At 71.1% G+C, this 16462-nt stretch carries 19 protein-coding genes; 15 read left to right on the top strand and 4 right to left on the bottom strand.

The features are described 5' to 3' along the window. Positions 1-92, top strand: a 92-nt coding sequence (locus ACZ5D2_RS09050) for an aggregation-promoting factor C-terminal-like domain-containing protein (protein ID WP_468928562.1), incomplete at its 5' end; no start/stop codon positions are given. A 111-nt stretch (positions 93-203) separates the two neighbouring features. Here ACZ5D2_RS09050 and ACZ5D2_RS09055 read toward each other — a convergent pair. After that, a complete protein-coding gene (locus ACZ5D2_RS09055) occupies positions 204-725 on the bottom strand; it encodes a MarR family winged helix-turn-helix transcriptional regulator (RefSeq protein WP_371680774.1) in 522 nt (173 codons plus the stop codon). A 44-nt stretch (positions 726-769) separates the two neighbouring features. On the opposite strand from ACZ5D2_RS09055, the gene ACZ5D2_RS09060 reads away from it, so the two are divergent. Both ACZ5D2_RS09060 and ACZ5D2_RS09065 read left to right on the top strand, forming a co-directional pair. Next, on the top strand, positions 770-1183 hold the full coding sequence (locus ACZ5D2_RS09060) for a carboxymuconolactone decarboxylase family protein (RefSeq protein ID WP_468928297.1): 414 nt from the start codon (positions 770-772) through the stop codon (positions 1181-1183). Between the two features lie 85 nt (positions 1184-1268). Continuing rightward, positions 1269-1700 (top strand): PPOX class F420-dependent oxidoreductase, encoded by a 432-nt coding sequence (locus tag ACZ5D2_RS09065; protein WP_371680777.1) that lies wholly within the window; start codon positions 1269-1271, stop codon positions 1698-1700. Between the two features lie 47 nt (positions 1701-1747). Here ACZ5D2_RS09065 and ACZ5D2_RS09070 read toward each other — a convergent pair whose 3' ends face one another. Further along, complete coding sequence (locus ACZ5D2_RS09070; RefSeq protein ID WP_371680778.1) at positions 1748-2194, bottom strand: Lrp/AsnC family transcriptional regulator; 447 nt, start codon at positions 2192-2194, stop codon at positions 1748-1750. 93 nt (positions 2195-2287) lie between these two features. Here ACZ5D2_RS09070 and ACZ5D2_RS09075 point away from each other — a divergent pair, with 93 nt between their 5' ends. From ACZ5D2_RS09075 to ACZ5D2_RS09095, 5 genes are all read left to right on the top strand, one after another. Continuing rightward, positions 2288-3106 (top strand): LLM class flavin-dependent oxidoreductase, encoded by an 819-nt coding sequence (locus ACZ5D2_RS09075; RefSeq protein ID WP_468928299.1) that lies wholly within the window; start codon positions 2288-2290, stop codon positions 3104-3106. Beyond that, on the top strand, positions 3103-3537 hold the full coding sequence (locus ACZ5D2_RS09080) for a nucleoside deaminase (protein ID WP_371680780.1): 435 nt from the start codon (positions 3103-3105) through the stop codon (positions 3535-3537). The genes ACZ5D2_RS09075 and ACZ5D2_RS09080 overlap by 4 nt, the downstream gene beginning before the upstream one ends. 343 nt (positions 3538-3880) lie before the next feature. Next, positions 3881-4147: a hypothetical protein gene (locus ACZ5D2_RS09085; RefSeq protein ID WP_371680781.1), complete on the top strand. Its 267-nt coding sequence runs from the start codon at positions 3881-3883 to the stop codon at positions 4145-4147. Between the two features lie 541 nt (positions 4148-4688). Beyond that, positions 4689-5171, top strand: coding sequence for an SHOCT domain-containing protein (locus tag ACZ5D2_RS09090; RefSeq protein ID WP_468928302.1), 483 nt, complete (start codon positions 4689-4691; stop codon positions 5169-5171). A gap of 219 nt (positions 5172-5390) precedes the next feature. Further along, positions 5391-5672 (top strand): hypothetical protein, encoded by a 282-nt coding sequence (locus ACZ5D2_RS09095; RefSeq protein ID WP_468928304.1) that lies wholly within the window; start codon positions 5391-5393, stop codon positions 5670-5672. 136 nt (positions 5673-5808) lie between these two features. On the opposite strand, the gene ACZ5D2_RS09100 is transcribed toward ACZ5D2_RS09095, so the two are convergent. Further along, complete coding sequence (locus ACZ5D2_RS09100; protein WP_371680786.1) at positions 5809-6438, bottom strand: TetR/AcrR family transcriptional regulator; 630 nt, start codon at positions 6436-6438, stop codon at positions 5809-5811. Positions 6439-6510: 72 nt separating this feature from the next. On the opposite strand from ACZ5D2_RS09100, the gene ACZ5D2_RS09105 reads away from it, so the two are divergent. Both ACZ5D2_RS09105 and ACZ5D2_RS09110 read left to right on the top strand, forming a co-directional pair. Then, a complete protein-coding gene (locus ACZ5D2_RS09105; RefSeq protein ID WP_371680787.1) occupies positions 6511-7683 on the top strand; it encodes an FAD-dependent oxidoreductase in 1173 nt (390 codons plus the stop codon). 124 nt (positions 7684-7807) lie between these two features. Then, on the top strand, positions 7808-8284 hold the full coding sequence (locus ACZ5D2_RS09110) for a hypothetical protein (protein ID WP_468928307.1): 477 nt from the start codon (positions 7808-7810) through the stop codon (positions 8282-8284). Positions 8285-8378: 94 nt separating this feature from the next. Here ACZ5D2_RS09110 and ACZ5D2_RS09115 read toward each other — a convergent pair whose 3' ends face one another. After that, entirely contained in the window at positions 8379-10421 is a 2043-nt protein-coding gene (locus tag ACZ5D2_RS09115; protein ID WP_371680789.1) for a M4 family metallopeptidase, read from the bottom strand. Between the two features lie 535 nt (positions 10422-10956). Here ACZ5D2_RS09115 and ACZ5D2_RS09120 point away from each other — a divergent pair. The 5 genes from ACZ5D2_RS09120 (at position 10957) to ACZ5D2_RS09140 (ending at position 16414) form a co-directional block, all read left to right on the top strand. Further along, positions 10957-12279, top strand: coding sequence for a S53 family peptidase (locus ACZ5D2_RS09120; RefSeq protein ID WP_468928310.1), 1323 nt, complete (start codon positions 10957-10959; stop codon positions 12277-12279). Positions 12280-12399: 120 nt separating this feature from the next. After that, positions 12400-12552 (top strand): hypothetical protein, encoded by a 153-nt coding sequence (locus tag ACZ5D2_RS09125; RefSeq protein ID WP_468928312.1) that lies wholly within the window; start codon positions 12400-12402, stop codon positions 12550-12552. A 51-nt stretch (positions 12553-12603) separates the two neighbouring features. Then, positions 12604-13452 (top strand): MerR family transcriptional regulator, encoded by an 849-nt coding sequence (locus tag ACZ5D2_RS09130; RefSeq protein WP_468928564.1) that lies wholly within the window; start codon positions 12604-12606, stop codon positions 13450-13452. Next, the gene (locus ACZ5D2_RS09135; protein ID WP_468928314.1) at positions 13415-14626 is read left to right on the top strand and encodes a glycosyltransferase; all 1212 of its coding nucleotides are present in this window, start codon (positions 13415-13417) and stop codon (positions 14624-14626) included. The genes ACZ5D2_RS09130 and ACZ5D2_RS09135 overlap by 38 nt, the downstream gene beginning before the upstream one ends. 315 nt (positions 14627-14941) lie before the next feature. Next, a complete protein-coding gene (locus ACZ5D2_RS09140; RefSeq protein ID WP_371680793.1) occupies positions 14942-16414 on the top strand; it encodes a sialidase family protein in 1473 nt (490 codons plus the stop codon). Positions 16415-16462 lie beyond the last annotated feature (48 nt).

The raw sequence follows: 16462 nt of genomic DNA on the forward strand, positions 1-16462 counted from the left end.
CCCAGATCAAGTGGGGCCTGGACTACATGAACTCCCGCTACGGCAGCCCCGTCGGCGCCTGGAACTTCTGGCAGAACAACCACTGGTACTAAACCGCCGGTGGACAGCGGACAGCGGACCGCGGACATCCGAAAACGCCCGGCAGGGACCACCCCGCCGGGCGTTTTCGCATGCCCGCGGCCGACGAGTGTGCGAGCCCCCCGTCAGGCCCCTCCGAGCCAGCTCGTGGCGTCCAGCCGGTAGGCGGTTTCGGCCGGTACGACGGTGCGCAGCGCGTCCTCCATGTCCCGTACGCGATCGGCGCCGAGGGTCGTGGCCCACTGGGCCCGCAGTTCGTCGAAGATCGCGGCTGAGCGTGCCAGGGCGTCGAAGCCGCGCGGGGTGAGGCGGACGAGCTTGCGGCGGGCGTCCGCGGGGTCGTCGGTGCGTTCGGCGTAGCCGACGGCGAGGAGGCGGTCCACGGTCTTGCCCGCGGCCTGCTTGGAAACGCCGAGCCGGCGCCCGATGTCGCTCGCCGTCGCCCCTCGTGGCCCGATGGCCTGCATGGCGAAGCCGTACGCGGGCCGCAGGTCGGGGTGCCCCTCGGCAGCGAGGCGGGCGTGCAGTCGATCGATCAGGGTGCGAAAGCCGGCGAAGAGGAGGAGCGGGAGCTCGAATCCCGGCCCATCGCCCTTGCCATCATCGACAACCTGGTTTACGTTTTTCTCCTCGGCATGGTCAACCATGTTGTCCATGCTAATCCACTCGTCCACCCCGTCTGGAGCTCCGCATGCCCAACGATCTGACTGCCCGCACCGCCAACGCCGTCGCCCTGCTGAAGGTCTCCCCGCACACCCTCGACGGCTTCCTCAAGCTGAGCGAGATCTTCGAGTCCACCACCCTGGACCCCCACTCCCGCGAAACCGTGATCCTGACCGTCGCCGCCCGCAACCAGTGCCACCTGTGCGTGGACATGCACGAGGCGAAGCTCACCGCTCTGGGTCCTGCCCCGGACCCGGAACGACTGCTGGCCGTAAGGGAGTTCACCCTCCAGGTGCTCGCGTCGTCGGGGGCGGTGAGCGACGAGGACCTGGGGCGGTTCCAGGAGTCCGGCTACACGCGCCAGAACGCCTTGGAGGTGGTCCTGGGCATCGGCACGTACACGGTCTCGACGTTCGCGAACCGGCTCACGCGAGCCGCCTGACGGAAACGGACGGCGTTCGCACGTACGGGCGTCCATACGGGTGAGGCGGGAATAGACGCCGCCGGGCGGGGACTTGGCATTGACCATGAACACCACCTCGTACGACCCGCGCGCACTGCTCGCGGAAAGCCGCCTCGGTGTCCTCGCGACGATCAAGGCGGACGGCCGTCCGCAGCTCTCACCCGTCATGCCCTTCTACGACCGGGCCGCCGACGTCCTCTACGTCTCGATGACCGAGGGCCGCGCCAAGACGACGAACCTGCGCCGCGATCCCCGCGCCGCCCTGGAGGTCACCCGGCCCGACGGCTGGGCCTGGGCCACCGCCGAGGGGACCGTCACCCTGACGGGGCCCGGGACCGACCCGCAGGGCTCCGAGGTCGAGGCGCTGGTGCGGTACTACCGGGCCGCGGCCGGAGAGCACCCGGACTGGCACGAGTACCGGGCGGCGATGGTGGCCGAACGCCGGGTGCTGATGACGATGACGGTCGACCACGTGTACGGCGACAGGATCCGCTGACGGCGCGCGTACGGGGTGCCGCGCTCCGTGCGGGCGGCCGGCGTCCGTCAGGGCCGCCCGGGCCCGCGATAGGGCAGCGTCTGGCCGTAGACGACGCTGGTGGTCGTACTTCCGAAGCCGGCCAGTTCGTCCATGAGGGTTTCCAGCTGCTCCATGGAGGTCGCGGCCACCTTCAGGGTGTAACAGTCGTCGCCGGTGGTGCGCAGGCACTCCAGGATCTCCCGTCGCTCCGCGAGCAGCCGGTGCAACGGCTGGTGGCGGTTGCCCGGGTACTTCAGCCGGACGACGGCGAGCACGGGGTAGCCGACCTTGCCCAGATCGACCACGGCGCGGTATCCGGTGATGACGCCCGCCGCCTCCAGCTGCCGCACCCGTTCGGTGGTGGCCGACGAGCCGAGACTCACGCGCCGCCCCAACTCGCTGAGGGAGATGCGCGCGTCCCGTTGCAGCTCGTCGATGATCGCCCAGTCGATGTCATCAAGGTTCCCGGTCATATCGCGACCCTACCGGGAAACTTCCGGAAGAACGGCAGTCCGACCAGGAGAACCGTCTTCCGGATTCCTTGATCGCCGAGATAGCCTCCGTCCATGCAACTTGGCGTGAACGTACCGAACTTCGGGCCTGGGACCGACCCCGGCGTGCTGCGCGAGTGGGCACGGATCGTGGAGGAGCTCGGCTTCGACCTCCTCATGGTGTCGGATCACGTGGCCGTCACCCCGGACGTGGCCGCGCGCTATCCCGCACCCTTCTACGAGCCGTTCACCACCCTGTCGTGGCTGGCCGGCATCACCACCAGGGTGCGGCTGGGTACGACGGTGCTCGTACTGCCCTACCGGCACCCGCTGTTGGTGGCACGGATGGCCACCAACCTCAACCAGCTCAGCGGCGGCAGGCTCGTGCTCGGCGTGGGAGTGGGCTGGGCCCGAAAGGAATTCGACGCGCTCGGCGTCGCGTTCACCGCGCGCGGCAGGCTCACCGATGAACACCTCGTCGCCCTGCGCAAGGCCTGGCGCGAGGAGGCCGACCAGCACACCGCCCCGATTCCCGTCTGGGTCGGCGGCAACAGCGAGGCGGGGATCCGGCGGGCCATCAGGTTCGGTGATGCCTGGCATCCGCTGCGGGGCACCCTTCCCTGGATGCGTTCGGTCCTGGCGAACCACTCGCTGCCGGCGTTCGCACCCCGCATCGCCCTTCGGCTGACCACCGCACCGATCACCGACCCCGAGCGGCTCGCGGGCACCGGCACCCTCGATCAGATCCTCGACGACCTCGACCAACTCCACGACCTCGGGGCCGACACCGTCGTGCTCGACCCCTACCACGGAGATCCGGAGTCGACCCGCCGGCCCCACGAGGCCTGGCAGGCGCTCACCGCCGTGGCCGCACACCGGAGGACACTCTCATGATCACCACTGCCGACGAGGCACTCCTGCGGCGGGCGATCGCCATCGCGGCCCACGCCATCACCCTGGGCGACGCGCCGTACGGCTCCCTGCTGGCCGGTCCGGACGGCACGATCCTCGCCGAAGCCCACAACACGGTGCGACGCGACAACGACATCAGCGCCCACCCGGAACTCAAACTCTCCCGCTGGGCGGCGCGCGAACTCGACGGGCATACGGCCGCACGCACCACCCTGTACACCAGCTGCGAGCCGTGCGGCATGTGCGCCGGTGGAATCGTCCGCTCCGGACTCGGCCGTGTCGTCTACGCACTCTCCACCGCACAACTCGTCGAGCTCAACCCGGAGTCGGGCGCCTGGCCGACGGCGGCGCAGGACGGCCCGGCCCTGTTCGACGAGGCGCGCGTTCCCATCGTCGACTACTACCGGCGATAGCGGTGCGGCCGGGGGCTTGGGCCGGGGCGTCGCCGGGGTCTCCCGTCGTGGTGCCCGGCGGCGACGGCGGCGCTGGAGGTTCGGGCGTTCGTCCACCCCTTGCGACGTAGGCTCCGTCCACCTCGGGCCGTATGCCGTCGAACTTCCCGCGGCACCCGCCCCCGGTGTCCGGCGGGGCGTGCGGAGCGGGACTCGTCCCTCCCGGCAGCGGTACACCGATCTGGTGACAGTCTCCGACCGAGTGGTGCCGGCGGACGGTGTCGGGAGGGCGGAATGCCGGCTTCCAGGTTCTCGGCATGCTACAGATATGTGGCAATAGTCCGAAAACAGGAGGTATCTGATAATGCGTACACGTCTTCTCCGCATGGCGGCTGTGCTGGGCACGGCCGCGCTCCTGGCCCTCGGCGGAGCTGCGGTGGCCAGCGCGGACGGAGTGGGGAACTCGGGTATCGGGAATTCGGGTGTGGGCAACGCGGGTATCGCCAACAAGGGCGTCGGCAACGCCGGCATCGCCAACTGGGGCCTGGGCAACGCAGGTTTCGCCAACTCGGGCATCGGCAGCGCCGGCATCGGCAACTCGGGGATCGGCAGCGCCGGCATCGGCAACTAGGAACGCCGTACGCGCCGCCCGGCCCGTGAGGCGCGAGTGGCGGATGCCCGGGCGGCGCTGACGGGCGCAGGGCGTTTCGTGGCCGGTGCCCCGGCCGCTCGTCCAGGCGGGCGGCCACGGCGCATGGGCGCGGCGCCCCCCTCCGGCAGCACATGCGAGCCTGCCCCGGGGGTGGGAGAAGTGGGCGGGCCTCGGTGCCCCTCTCGGGCGGGCGGCGCCGGTGCGGCGGGGCTGTGGCCGGATGCCGAATGGGGGCGGGGGAGGCACCATGTCAGTACGGGAGGCAGTGTGTCCCGAGTACTGGACGAAGAGGTGAGCACCAAGGCGGGCCGTCGAGAGGCCGGGGGCCACCTACCGTGACCGGCACGCCTCCGATGAGGCCAATGCCCCGGCGCGCGGCACCGGAGCCCGGAGCCATTCAAGGGCGGCCGGCCCGTGACTCCCTTCCCATGCTCGTAGGACGCCGTGCCCCGCGCGATTCCCGAAGCCCCCGGAGCGGCGAAGGCCGGACCCGGGGGTGCCGCCCAGGCGGAGGGGTGAAATGACCAATCAGACGTACCTCGCCTACGACTTCCCGCTGCTGAGCGTCTTGTGGACCATGCTGGCGTTCGCCCTGTGGGTCTTGTGGTTCTTCCTGCTCTTCAAGATCATCTTCGACATCTTCCGCGATGACGACCTGAGCGGCTGGGGCAAGGCGGGCTGGCTGGCCTTCGTCGTCCTGCTGCCGTTCCTCGGCGTCTTCGTCTACCTCATCGCCCGGGGCAAGGGCATGGGCCGCCGCGAACTGGAACAGGCACGCGAGCAACGGCAGCAGATGGACGCCTACGTCCGTGAGACGGCCGCCGGCCGGCCCAGCGCCGCCGAGGAACTCGCCAAGCTGTCCGCGATGCGTGACCGAGGCGACATCACCGACGAGGACTTCCAACGGGCCAAGGAGCTGGTCCTCACCGACTACGCCCCGCAAGCCCCCGCACCCCCCGCACCCCCCACCGCCCCACCTCCTGGTGACGGCGGTCCGAGCTGACCGCAGGGAGAGGGGAAGGGATGGGTGGGGCCGACGGAGGTATTCGAGGTCGATCAGCCGGACGACTCGCGGCCTCGGGAGGCCATCAGTGCCGCGTGGGGGTTCGCTCGGGTGGCGAACGCGGGAAATCCCTGCGCGACACGGCAGTGGCGGCCCTCAAAGCGGCCAAGAGTGCAGACACTGCGGCTGCCAGAGACCAGAGAGGCAGCGTGGGCGGCCATGTCTGCGGCAGGCTCCGCCTACCTGCATCCGCTGGCCAAGGCCACCCAGGTCAAGCACATTCTCGGAGCCGGCGCCTATGCGGCCAGAGCGGCCGAACTCGTCGCCGGCGACGATCGGAGCGTGGGTGTCAAAAACCTTGAGCAGATGGTGCATCGCGCGACACCAGTCGTCGTTGACGTGCTCAAGCGCTTTCCGGCGGCGCCGAGCGGCGGAGGACGTGTTGGTGAGTTGATCCGCATGCTGGACTCCGACCTTCGTTCTCTCACCGTCGCCGAGTGACTTTCAGCCTTCTTCAGGTGCGCTCGTCGATCGAGGTTGCAAGTCCGGCCTCAGGCCCAGGGGCCGGTCGCCATCGACACCAACGACCCTCGGCCGAATGGGTGGCGGGAGCCGTCGGACTGAATGAACCCCGAGATCAAATTCTGGTGGCATGTGGGCCCACCTCGGCACTGCCCGAGGTGGAGGGACGTGGATCGAGGCCGTCCAGGAGGACGGTGAGGTAGGCGTTGGTGAGGCCGGGCGAGGTCGGTTCGGCGCGGGCGACTGCCAGGGCGGTTGCGCCGATGAGGGCGGTGGTGACCGCGGGGTCGATGTCGGCGCGGACCCGCCCGTCGCGGCGGGCGCCGTCGATCATTTCCTCGACGGCACCGACCAGGCCGGCGCGCAGTGCGGTGGTGGCGGGCAGGTCGAGACCGGTGAGCTGGTCGTTGATGGCGTGGTGTGCGGTCTGGAAGCCGATCAGCTCGCGCAGAAAGGTGCGCAGGGCCTCGTAGGGCGTGGCCGTGGCGAGCAGATCGCGGGCGCGTTGGACGACGGGTTCGAGCAGCCGGGCGACAGCCGTGTCCAGCAGGGCGTCCTTGCCGCCGAAGGCGCGCACGACGGTGGCGGCGCCCAGTCCGGCGCGCTTGGCGATGGCCTCGACGGTCAGGGACGCCCCCGGTTCGGCCAGCAGCGCCATGGCGGCGTCCAGTGCGAGGTCCCGGTTGCGCACGGCATCGGCGCGGCGCTTCGGCGCCGGAGTGGGGCTCGGCTGCTTCGAGGACATTGACAACTGAAATGGTCCTTCCACATAGTTATCTGGAACGCGTGTTTCAGATAAGTCTACCGGGGAGTCTCCATGAACGAGCGGGTCCTGATCGTCGGAGCCGGAATCGCCGGACTCACCCTGGCCCATTGGCTGGCCCGGCACGGCCGGCGACCCACCGTCGTCGAGCGCGCCCCCGAGCCGCGCACCGGCGGCAACGGGGTGGACGTGCGCGACGGCGCGGTCACCGTGGCCGAGCGGATGGGTCTCATGGACCGCATCCGTGAACTGGCCACCGACGTGGACGGCATCAAGTTCGTCGACGCCGCCGACCGCGCCGTCGCCCGGATCGGGACCCGCGACAACGCTTCGGTCGAGGTCATGCGGGGCGACCTGGTCGCGCTGCTGCACACGGTGACCGATGACGTGGAGACCCTGTTCGGCGACTCGATACGGGCCCTGGAGCAGGACGACCGAGGCGTGACGGTCACTTTCGAGCACGCGCCCGCCCGCCGCTTCGACCTCGTGATCGGCGCCGACGGAATGCACTCCGGCCTGCGGCGGCTCGCCTTCGGCCCCGAGGAGCGGTTCGTCCGGCACATGGACCACTACTTCGCCTTCGCCGACGCCGACGGCACGCTGGGCGAGGACCGCTGGGTGACGATGTTCAACACCCCCGGCAAGATGGCCGGAATCTATCGGTCGGGCAACCATGCCCAGGCCAAGGCGTACTTCATCTTCCGCTCCGAGCGGCTGGACCACGACCACCGTGACGTCGCAGAGCACAAGAGGCTGGTCACCGAGGCATTCGCCGACCAGCCGTGGCAGCCCACGCGGGGCCTGCTGGAAGCGGCCCTGGCCGACCCCGAGTTCTACTTCGACGCCCTCGGTCAGGTCAGGATGGACTCCTGGTCCAACGGCCGCATCGCACTGGTCGGTGACGCGGCCTGGTGCGCCTCCCCGGCCTCGGGCGCCGGCGCCGAACTGGCCCTGGTCGGTGCGTACCGGCTGGCGGGGGAGCTGGCCGCGGCGGGCGGCGATCACAGGGCCGCCTTCGCCCGCTACGAGGCGGTCCACCGGCCTCTCGTCGAGCGCAAGCAGCGGATCGGCCCCAACGTGCGCCTCATGGTGCCCAGGACCGAGGGCGGCCGGTGGGTGCGTGACGTGCTGGCCCGGCTGCCCCTCATGAAGGCCGCCGGAGCGATCGAGCGCCGCCTGCAGTCCCGCGCCGCCGATCCCCTGCCCGTCCACCACCGCACCGCCTGAGACGGGACACGCCGTAGGGTGGCCGAAACGAGGGAAGGGACGGGGTCCCGGACATCACCGGGCGTCCGGGTGAGGCGCTCGCACCGGACGGGACGCCCGCGAAGTCGGGCACGAGGGGGACGCGGTGGAGCGACGGAAGGTGATCGGGATCGGGATCGGGGTCGGGGCTGCGCTGGCGGTTCCACCCGCCTGGTGGGGCTTGCGCCAGGTGGCGAGCGGGGCCGAGGAGGACTGGCACACCGATACCGCGCCGCTGGAGCGGGCATTCCCGCTGCTGGGCCCGCTCACCGGTGCCAAGTGGGTGAGCAGCCGTGACAACGACCGGGACCTGCCGTCGCCGGAGCTGGTGATCTCGGGATTCGCCACGCTGGCACCGGGGAAGCGTGCCGAGCTGACGGCGGCCCACGCCTTCGTCTCCGAAGGGCCGGCCGATGACTTCTCCTCGTGGTTCGAGAGACCGCTCAAGGGCGAGGGGCCGGAGGACCCGCAGTGGATCCGGTCGCCCGAGCTCGACCGTGACGACAGCGGCCACACCACCCACCTGTGGTTCGACCGTCGCAGCGACACCGTCCGCTTCCGGGCACTCAACCCGTACGGCTAGCACGACACCCCCGCCTCCTGTGTCCTGGAGGCGGGGGTGTCGGCGTACGTGGGGTCAGGCCCTTTGAAACTTCAGATCACGTGCGGTCGGGCGATCAGAAGGTGAGCTTGAAGTCGGTGATGGTGCCGACGTCGGCGGCGCCCTTGTCCTGGACCTTCAGCTTCCAGGTGCCGTTGGCCGCGACGGCCGAGGCGTTCACCGTGAACGTCTTGTCGAGGTTCGCCGTGGAGTCCGAAGAGGAGTTCTGCAGGCGGTACGAGGTCCCGTTCGGCGCCACGAGGTCGATCTGGAGGTCACCGACGTAGGTGTGGGTGATCTTCACGCCGACCTTGAGGGCGCTCGGCGCGTTGCCGGTGACGCCGGTGACGTTGACCGAGGAGGTGACCGCGGGGCCCGGGGAGTCCGGGATGGCGACCCGGGCGGTGCTCTCGAAGACGTTGCCCGGGGTGGTGGTGCCACCGCCCGAACGGGCGCCCACGTTGACGGCGGCCCACGCGTCGGTGACGTTCTTGACCTCGGCGCTGCCGGCGCCGTACAGCTCGGTCGCCGCGGCGATCGTGCCTTCACGGGCACCCGCGTAGTCCGTGCTGGAGTTGAACTTGGTGGTGAGGGCCTTGTACCAGATCAGCTGCGCCTTGTCCCGGCCGATGCCGGTGACGGGCAGGCCGTCCGAGGTCGGCGAGTTGTAGCTGACGCCGTTGACCGTCTTGGCGCCGGAGCCCTCGGAGGCCAGGTAGAACCAGTGGTTCGCCGGGCCCGAGGAGTAGTGGACGTCGAGGTTGCCGACGCCGGAGTACCAGCTGTCCGCGGACCCGCCGTCCTTGCTCGGCTTGTCCATGTAGCGCAGCGGGGTGCCGTCGCCGTTGATGTTGATCTGCTCGCCGATGAGGTAGTTGCCCGGCGCGCTGGTGTTGTTGGCGTAGAACTCGACGGAGGTGCCCATGATGTCGGAGGTCGCCTCGTTCAGGCCACCCGACTCGTCGCTGTAGTTGAGACCGGCGGTGGCGGAGGTGACGCCGTGCGTCATCTCGTGACCGGCGACGTCGAGCGAGGTCAGCGGGTCGTTGTTGCCCGTTCCGTCGCCGTAGGTCATGCAGAAGCAGCCGTCGTCCCAGAAGGCGTTGACGTAGGCGTTTCCGTAGTGGACCCGGGAGTAGGCGGCGACGCCGTCGCCGCGGATGCCGGAGCGGCCGAGGACGTTCTTGTAGAAGTCCCAGGTGACTCCGGCGCCGTAGGCGGCGTCGGCGCCCGCGGTGGCGGCGTTGGAGTTGGCCCCGTTGCCCCAGGTGTCGGTGGACTGGCTGAAGAGCGATCCCGTGCCGGACGTACCGTGGTTCAGGTTGTACGTCTTGTGGCTGCCGCGGCCCGTGTCGTTCAGCGTGAAGTTCGAACCGGACTTCGAGGTGCCGAGGGTGACCTGGCCGCTGTAGTGGGTGTTGCCGACACCGGTCTCGATGCCCTGCCACTGGTGGAGCTTGGCACCGGTCTTGGCATCGGTGATGACGTGGAGCTGGTTGGGGGTGCCGTCGTCCTGGAGGCCGCCGATGACGGTCTCGTAGGCGAGGGTCGGCACGCCCTTGGCCATCCACACGACCTTGCGGGGCGCGACGTCGGCCTTGGCGGCCTTGGAGCCGACCGCCTTCGCGGCGTCGAGGGCCTGCGTGGAGGCGGCCGCCGGAGCGTCGGCCGGGGCGGAGGTGGAGACGCCGGCCAGCTGGGCGGTGGACGCCTTGCTGACGCTCTGCGTCGTGTTGGCCGCCGAGCGGTTGACGACCAGGTCGCCGCCGAGGACCGGGAGTCCCTCGTACGTGCGCTCGTACCGGGTGTGGGTGGTACCGTCCTGATCCTTGACCACATCGTGGACGAGGAGCTTCTCCTGGGAGGTGAGGCCGAGCTCCTTGGCCGTGGCGGCCGTGGTGCTCTGCGCCTTGGCTATGAGCTCGGCGCGCTGGGACGGGGTGAGCTGAGCGGGCAGCGCGCCCGGGTTGCGCACCGGCTGGCCCTTGGGGGCGGCGGTGTTCGCGGAACCCTCGGGCTGCGCGCTGGCGCTGCCTGCCTGGACACCTACGGTGAGCAGGGCGGCCGCGGCGAGCAGGGCACCGGTGGCGGTGGCATTGCGGCGATGCGTGGACTTCACGCTGACTCCTTCTGCGTGTGGGGGGTTACCGGGCGACCGGGATGGGGCCGTCCGGGCAGAGCGTGCGGAGCTGGTCCGTGCTGGGGATGTGGGAGAGAGTGCCAGCGATCGCGATCTTTGTCAGGGACGCGTCATGAATTGGCCGCATGGAGTCCGGATTTCGCTGTTCGGTGTTCGCTGACCGGACACATCGGGGTGGCGATCGGCCGGCTCGGGCACACCCGACAGGGCTGACCTGGGGCGGGACTTGCTCCGGCCGGGGGTGGATCCGCCGAGGGCTCGTACCCGTGGCCGGGACATGGCGGTGGCGGGAGCCGTGGCGGCGGCCGTGGGGCGGCGTACTGCGCATTCAGGTAAAGCGTTCGGCATCAAGCGTCAAACACCCTTGTCCTGCACATGACTTGCCGGGTGTGATCTCGGAAGCCGCTTTGCGCGGCGCCACCCCCCCAGGGAGTCTGCAATGCATCCAGTTCGTCGTACGTTGCCGCGCGCTGCGGCCGCAACGGCCGCTGCCGCCGGTCTCGCACTCACCGCGATGGCCGCCGCCCCACCGACCGGAACCGCCACCGCCTCCGCGCCGCACACCTCCGCGGTCCCGCGCACCGTGGCCCGTCCGGCCATCGCGGGACACCAGCTGATCCGCTCGGTGGGCAGCCCGCTCTCCACCGAGGAGTGCCGGACCAAGTGGAAGATCGCCTGCTACACCCCGCTGCAGTACCGTGCGGCGTACGACCTGAACCCGCTGTACAAGGCGGGCATCACCGGTAAGGGCCGCACGATCGTCATCGTGGACTCCTTCGGCTCGCCGACCGTCCAGCACGACCTGGACGTCTACAGCAAGCAGTTCGGGATACCCAGCACCAAGGTCGAGGTGGTCAAGTGGGGCAACGTCCCCGCGTGGGACCCCAAGAACGCCGACATGCTGGGCTGGGCCGGCGAGACCGCCCTCGACGTGGAGATGGCGCACGCGATGGCGCCGGACGCGAAGATCGTCCTGGTCGAGACGGCGGTCGCGGAGACCGAGGGCACCACCGGCCTGCCGGAGATGATGGATGCCGAGAAGTCCCTGATCGACCGCGGCATCGGCGATGTGATCACACAGAGCTTCGGCGCGACCGAGAACACCTTCCCCGGCTTCGACAAGGGTGACTTCTCCAGCATCAAGAACCTGCGCTACGCCTTCGAGGCCGCGGCGCGCAAGCACGTCACCGTGCTCGCCTCCTCCGGCGACGGCGGAGCCACCGACTACAACGCCGACGGCAGCGCCTACTACGACCACCCCGTCAACTCCTGGCCCTCCTCCGACCCGCTGGTGACCTCGATCGGCGGAACCCAGCTGCACCTGGACGACGCGGGCAAGCGGACCGCCCCCGAGAGCGTCTACAACGACAACGGCGCGGGCGGCGGAGGCCAGTCGCACGTGTTCAAGCGCCCGGCCTTCCAGAACGGCGTCAAGAACATCGTCGGCGCGCAGCGCGGCACCCCGGACATCTCGATGGCCGCCGCGGTCGACGGCGGCGCGTGGATCTACACCAGCTACGACCCGACCGCCACCGGCTGGGACGTCTCCGGCGGCACCAGCGAGTCCAGCCCGCTGTTCTCCGGCATCGTGGCCCTGGCCGACCAGGCCGCGGGCAAGCGCCTGGGCAACATCAACGAGGCGCTGTACCGCCTGTACGGGCGCTCCGCCTACGACCGTTCCACCGGCCTCGTCGACGTCAACGACGGTACGAACAACAGCTACCAGGGCGTCACCGGCTACACCGCGGTGAACGGCTACGACATGGCCACCGGTGTCGGCACGCTGGACGCGGCCCGCTTCGTGCCCGCCCTCGCCCGCGAAGGACGGCGCGGCTGACGGTTCGCCGCCACAGTCCGGCACGGGTGCGCTGCCATGGCGGGCAGCGCACCCGTGCGTCCGCGCGGCGGCCGGTCCGGCAGCACGGGAGCACCTCGCGGGACGCCATGCCGTCCGGCGGTGGCGCCGACGCCTGCGGTCGCGGCGATCGTCGACCTCCAAGGCCCCACCGAGAAGGTCCACACGGCCGCCCCCTACGGCCCGACCGCCAACGCGGTCCTCCAGCCGGGCGCCGGCCGGCTGCCGAACGCTTGCGCACCCGCGACGGGTTGACCCTCCCCTTACGTCAGGCTTGAGGCTGTGACGGAACGAAAGGGCAGGTCCATGGGCTACACCGTCGGTCAGGTCTCGGCCTTCGCCGGGGTCACCGTACGCACGCTCCACCACTACGACCGGACGGGGCTCCTGTCGCCCGGCGACCGGAGCCGGACCGGGTACCGTCGCTACGACGACGCCGACCTCGCGCGGCTCCAGCAGATCCTCTTCTACCGCGAACTGGGCTTCGCCCTCGACGAGATCGCCGAGATCCTCGCCGACCCGCAGGCGAACGCACTGGACCACTTGCGGACGCGGCAGCAGCGGCTGGCCGAGGAGATCGCCCGGCTTCAGCGGCTGGCAGAGGTGGCCGAGCGGGCGGTCGAGGTCCAGCAGACCGGGGTGTCCCTGACGCCCGAGGAGCGGTTCGAGGTCTTCGGCGAGATCGTCTTCGACCTCAGCTACGCCACCGAAGCGCAGCTGAAGTGGAGTGACTCCGACGGCCACCGGGAGGCGATGGCCCGTGCCGCGGCCCACACCAAGGAGGACTGGCGCCGGCTGATGGCCGAGGCCGCCGACTGGCGTGCGGAGCTGCTCGCCGCCTTCGACGACGGCGAACCGGCCGACGGCGAACGGGCGATGGACGTCGCCGAGGCGCACCGGCTGCACGTGACCCGCTGGTTCACACCGTGCCCTCCCGACATGCACCGGCGCATCGCCGCCGACTTCGCCGCCGACCCGCGCGCCTTCGCCCTCGTGGTGCCGCCCTCTCAGCAGCGGCCGGGGCTGGCCGCCTACCTGCACGGGGCGGTCCACGCGAACGCCTCGCGCCGTACCGGTGCCCTGCCCGCACCCACCACACCGCACGTGAGGAAGACGCATGAGGATCCTGATCGCCACGGCCGGCTCGCGCGGTGACGTCGCCCCCTACACCGGGCTGGGCGTCGCACTGCGCCGTGCCGGGCACGAGGTCGCGCTGGCCGCCACGGAGACCTTCGAGCCGATGGCAGCGGAAGCCGGACTGGAGTTCAGGCCCCTGCCGGCGGACCACCGTGCGCACGGGAGCGCCCGCGGCAAGCGCGAACTGCTGAGGGCTGCGGCCGCGTTCGTCACCGAACTGGGGGAGGGGTTCGCCGGCGCGGTGGACCGGGGAACGGACCTGCTCCTGCTGTCGGCCACCACGGCACCGCTCGGCTGGCACGTCGCGGAGGCCACCGGGATACCGAACATCGGCGTGTACCTCCAGCCGACCACCCCGACGGGCGACTTTCCCCCGACGGTGACGGGGACCCGGTCGCTGGGCCGGTTGGGCAACCGCGCGGCCGGGCGATTCGCCCTGGGCATGGCCGACCGGGTCTTCGAGCCGGCGGTGGCCCGGCTGCGCGCCCGCCTGGAGCTGCCCCCACTGACCGCGGCACGCATGCGCCGACGCCGGGAGGAAGCCGGCTGGCCCGTGCTGCACGGCTTCAGCGAGGCACTGGTGCCGCGCCCGTCCGACTGGGCGGCCGGCCTGGCGGTGACCGGCCCCTGGTGGCCGTACGTCGGCGGAGACCGGCGGCTGCCCGCGGAGCTGGAGGACTTCCTGGCGGCGGGGCCGCCGCCGGTGCTCGTCGGGTTCGGCAGCATGGCCGCCGGGGAGGGGGAGCGCCTCAGCGGTATCGCCGTGCGCGCACTGCGGCGGGCGGGGCTGCGCGGCGTACTGCAGGCGGGCAGTGCCGGGCTGGCCGCCGAGGGGGAGGACGTCCTGACCGTGGGTGACCTCCCGCACGCCCTGCTGTTCCCGCGACTGGCCGCCGTCGTCCACCACGCCGGGGCGGGCACGACGGCGGCGGCGCTGCGCGCCGGGGTGCCGTCGGTCACGGTGCCGGTGACCGCCGACCAGCCGTTCTGGGCCGGGAGACTCGCAGCGGTGGGCGCGGCCCCGGCCCCGATCCCGTTCCGCTCCCTGACCGCCGAGGGGCTCGGCGACGTGCTCGCGCGGGTGGTGCGGGAGCCTTCGTACGCGGAGGCCGCCGCGACCGTGGCGCGGCACATGGCGGCGGAGGACGGGTCGGGCGCCGTGGTGGCGGCCGTAGGACGGCTGGCCGGGTGATCAGAGGCGCGTTACGGGCCCGGGTGGCGGCGCGTGGGGCCGCCGTCTAGGACGGGCCCTCGCCCTGCCCCGCTGCGCAGGTGCGGGCCCGGCCGCACGGTGGGCCGTGCGGGCGGTGGTCCACGGGGAGGGGTGCCGGACGGCACCGGCTTCAAGGACTCCGCCGTCCGGCCCATCAAGGACACCGGCCGCCGCGCCGAAGAGGATCAAGCGGAGTCGTCCCGCCATCGGGTTCCGGTGCGCCTCTGCGCCCCCCGCCGCTCGCCGACGGCGGTTCCGTACACCCCGGCCGCCGAGGCCCGGAGGAGATCCCGCATGCGCGTCTTCCTGCCCATGACCGCTGTCGCCACCGCCGCGATCCTGCTCACCACGGTCACCGGCGCGGCTCCCGCCGCAGCGGACCGGAACCCCGACGGCGCGCCCTTGACCAAGGTGTCCGACGGCGACCCGTACGCGGACTGCACCATCGGCGCGAGGTCCCCCGACAGCGTGGTCTATCCGGGGACCGAGGTCGAGCCGTACCTGTCCGTCGATCCCCGCGACCCGAAGCGCGTGGTCACGGTGTTCCAACAGGACCGCTGGAACGACGGCGGCGCCCGTGGTCTGGCGGCCGCCTGGACCACGGACGGCCGCACCTTCCACCGGAGCACGCTGCCGTTCAGCCTCTGCGCCCCGGGCGGCGCGGACTTCGAACGGGCCACCGACCCCTGGGTGAGCACCGGACCGGACGGCACCGTCTACGCGGGCGGGGAGGGCGTCGACTTCACGAAGAGCACGCGCACCGGCCTCCTCGCCGCCACGTCCCGCGACGGCGGCCGCACCTGGCGGAACCTCACCACCACGCACGTCGACGAAGAGCCGTTCTTCAACGACAAGCCCTCGATCACCGCCGACCCCATCCGCAAGGGCACCGCCTACCAGGTCTGGGACCGCCTCGACAACGACCCGCCCGGCCCGAGTTCCCTCGACGGACCGGGCTACATCTCCCTCACCCGCGACGGCGGCCGCACCTGGAGCCGGGCACGACGCTTCGTCGACACCAGCAGCGTGCCCAACACCCAGACCATCGGCCATCTGATCGTCGTCGACCGCCGCACCGGCGCCCTGTACGACTTCTTCGACCGGATCACCCTGGCCGACGACCTGACCACCGTCGTCGAGGCCCACTACCAGATGGTCACCTCGACCGACGCCGGAGAGACCTGGAGCGCCCCGGTCACCGTGGCCCGGGACACCTCCGTACCGGAGGTCGACCCGAACGACCCCACCAAGGTGCTGCGCGCCGGGTCCACCCTGCCCAGCCCGGCCGTCGACCCGAAGACGGGCACGCTGTACATGGCCTACGAGGGCTCGGACTTCTCCGGCGGCGACTTCGACTCCGTCCAGCTGGTGCGCTCCACCGACGGCGGCCGCACCTGGGGGACCCCGGAGCTGATCAGCCCGGAGGGCGTGCCGGCCTTCTCCCCGTCGACCGCGGTCGACGAGCGGGGCACGGTCGCGCTCACCTACTTCGACCTGCGCTTCCTCAAGCCGGGCGACACCACCACCCTGCCCACCGCCTACCAGTTGGCCACGCTGCCGCACGGAGAACCGGAGCTGCGGAGCGAACGACGGATCTCACGGGTCTTCGACTTGCTGCAGGCGCCGTTCAGCGGGGGCTACTTCATCGGCGACTACCAAGGCCTGGCGGCGGACGGGAAGGGAGTACGGGCGGTGCTCACCGAGACCCACTCCGACGCACCCCAGAACCGTACGGACGTGTACAGCGGCAGCTTCCGCACCTCGTGACCGCCCCGGCCGTGCGATTCACCGATCCGGCCGTACGGCGATACGGCG

The organism is Streptomyces sp. NPDC031479, assembly GCF_055581065.1.

Bases quoted from the DNA above. Each gene is read 5' to 3' on its own strand.
- ACZ5D2_RS09055 (WP_371680774.1), bottom strand. From the start codon at position 725: ATGGTTGACCATGCCGAGGAGAAAAACGTAAACCAGGTTGTCGATGAT.
- ACZ5D2_RS09060 (WP_468928297.1), top strand. From the start codon at position 770: ATGCCCAACGATCTGACTGCCCGCACCGCCAACGCCGTCGCCCTGCTG.
- ACZ5D2_RS09065 (WP_371680777.1), top strand. From the start codon at position 1,269: ATGAACACCACCTCGTACGACCCGCGCGCACTGCTCGCGGAAAGCCGC.
- ACZ5D2_RS09070 (WP_371680778.1), bottom strand. From the start codon at position 2,194: ATGACCGGGAACCTTGATGACATCGACTGGGCGATCATCGACGAGCTG.
- ACZ5D2_RS09075 (WP_468928299.1), top strand. From the start codon at position 2,288: ATGCAACTTGGCGTGAACGTACCGAACTTCGGGCCTGGGACCGACCCC.
- ACZ5D2_RS09080 (WP_371680780.1), top strand. From the start codon at position 3,103: ATGATCACCACTGCCGACGAGGCACTCCTGCGGCGGGCGATCGCCATC.
- ACZ5D2_RS09085 (WP_371680781.1), top strand. From the start codon at position 3,881: ATGCGTACACGTCTTCTCCGCATGGCGGCTGTGCTGGGCACGGCCGCG.
- ACZ5D2_RS09090 (WP_468928302.1), top strand. From the start codon at position 4,689: ATGACCAATCAGACGTACCTCGCCTACGACTTCCCGCTGCTGAGCGTC.
- ACZ5D2_RS09095 (WP_468928304.1), top strand. From the start codon at position 5,391: ATGTCTGCGGCAGGCTCCGCCTACCTGCATCCGCTGGCCAAGGCCACC.
- ACZ5D2_RS09100 (WP_371680786.1), bottom strand. From the start codon at position 6,438: ATGTCCTCGAAGCAGCCGAGCCCCACTCCGGCGCCGAAGCGCCGCGCC.
- ACZ5D2_RS09105 (WP_371680787.1), top strand. From the start codon at position 6,511: ATGAACGAGCGGGTCCTGATCGTCGGAGCCGGAATCGCCGGACTCACC.
- ACZ5D2_RS09120 (WP_468928310.1), top strand. From the start codon at position 10,957: ATGGCCGCCGCCCCACCGACCGGAACCGCCACCGCCTCCGCGCCGCAC.
- ACZ5D2_RS09130 (WP_468928564.1), top strand. From the start codon at position 12,604: ATGGGCTACACCGTCGGTCAGGTCTCGGCCTTCGCCGGGGTCACCGTA.
- ACZ5D2_RS09135 (WP_468928314.1), top strand. From the start codon at position 13,415: ATGAGGATCCTGATCGCCACGGCCGGCTCGCGCGGTGACGTCGCCCCC.
- ACZ5D2_RS09140 (WP_371680793.1), top strand. From the start codon at position 14,942: ATGCGCGTCTTCCTGCCCATGACCGCTGTCGCCACCGCCGCGATCCTG.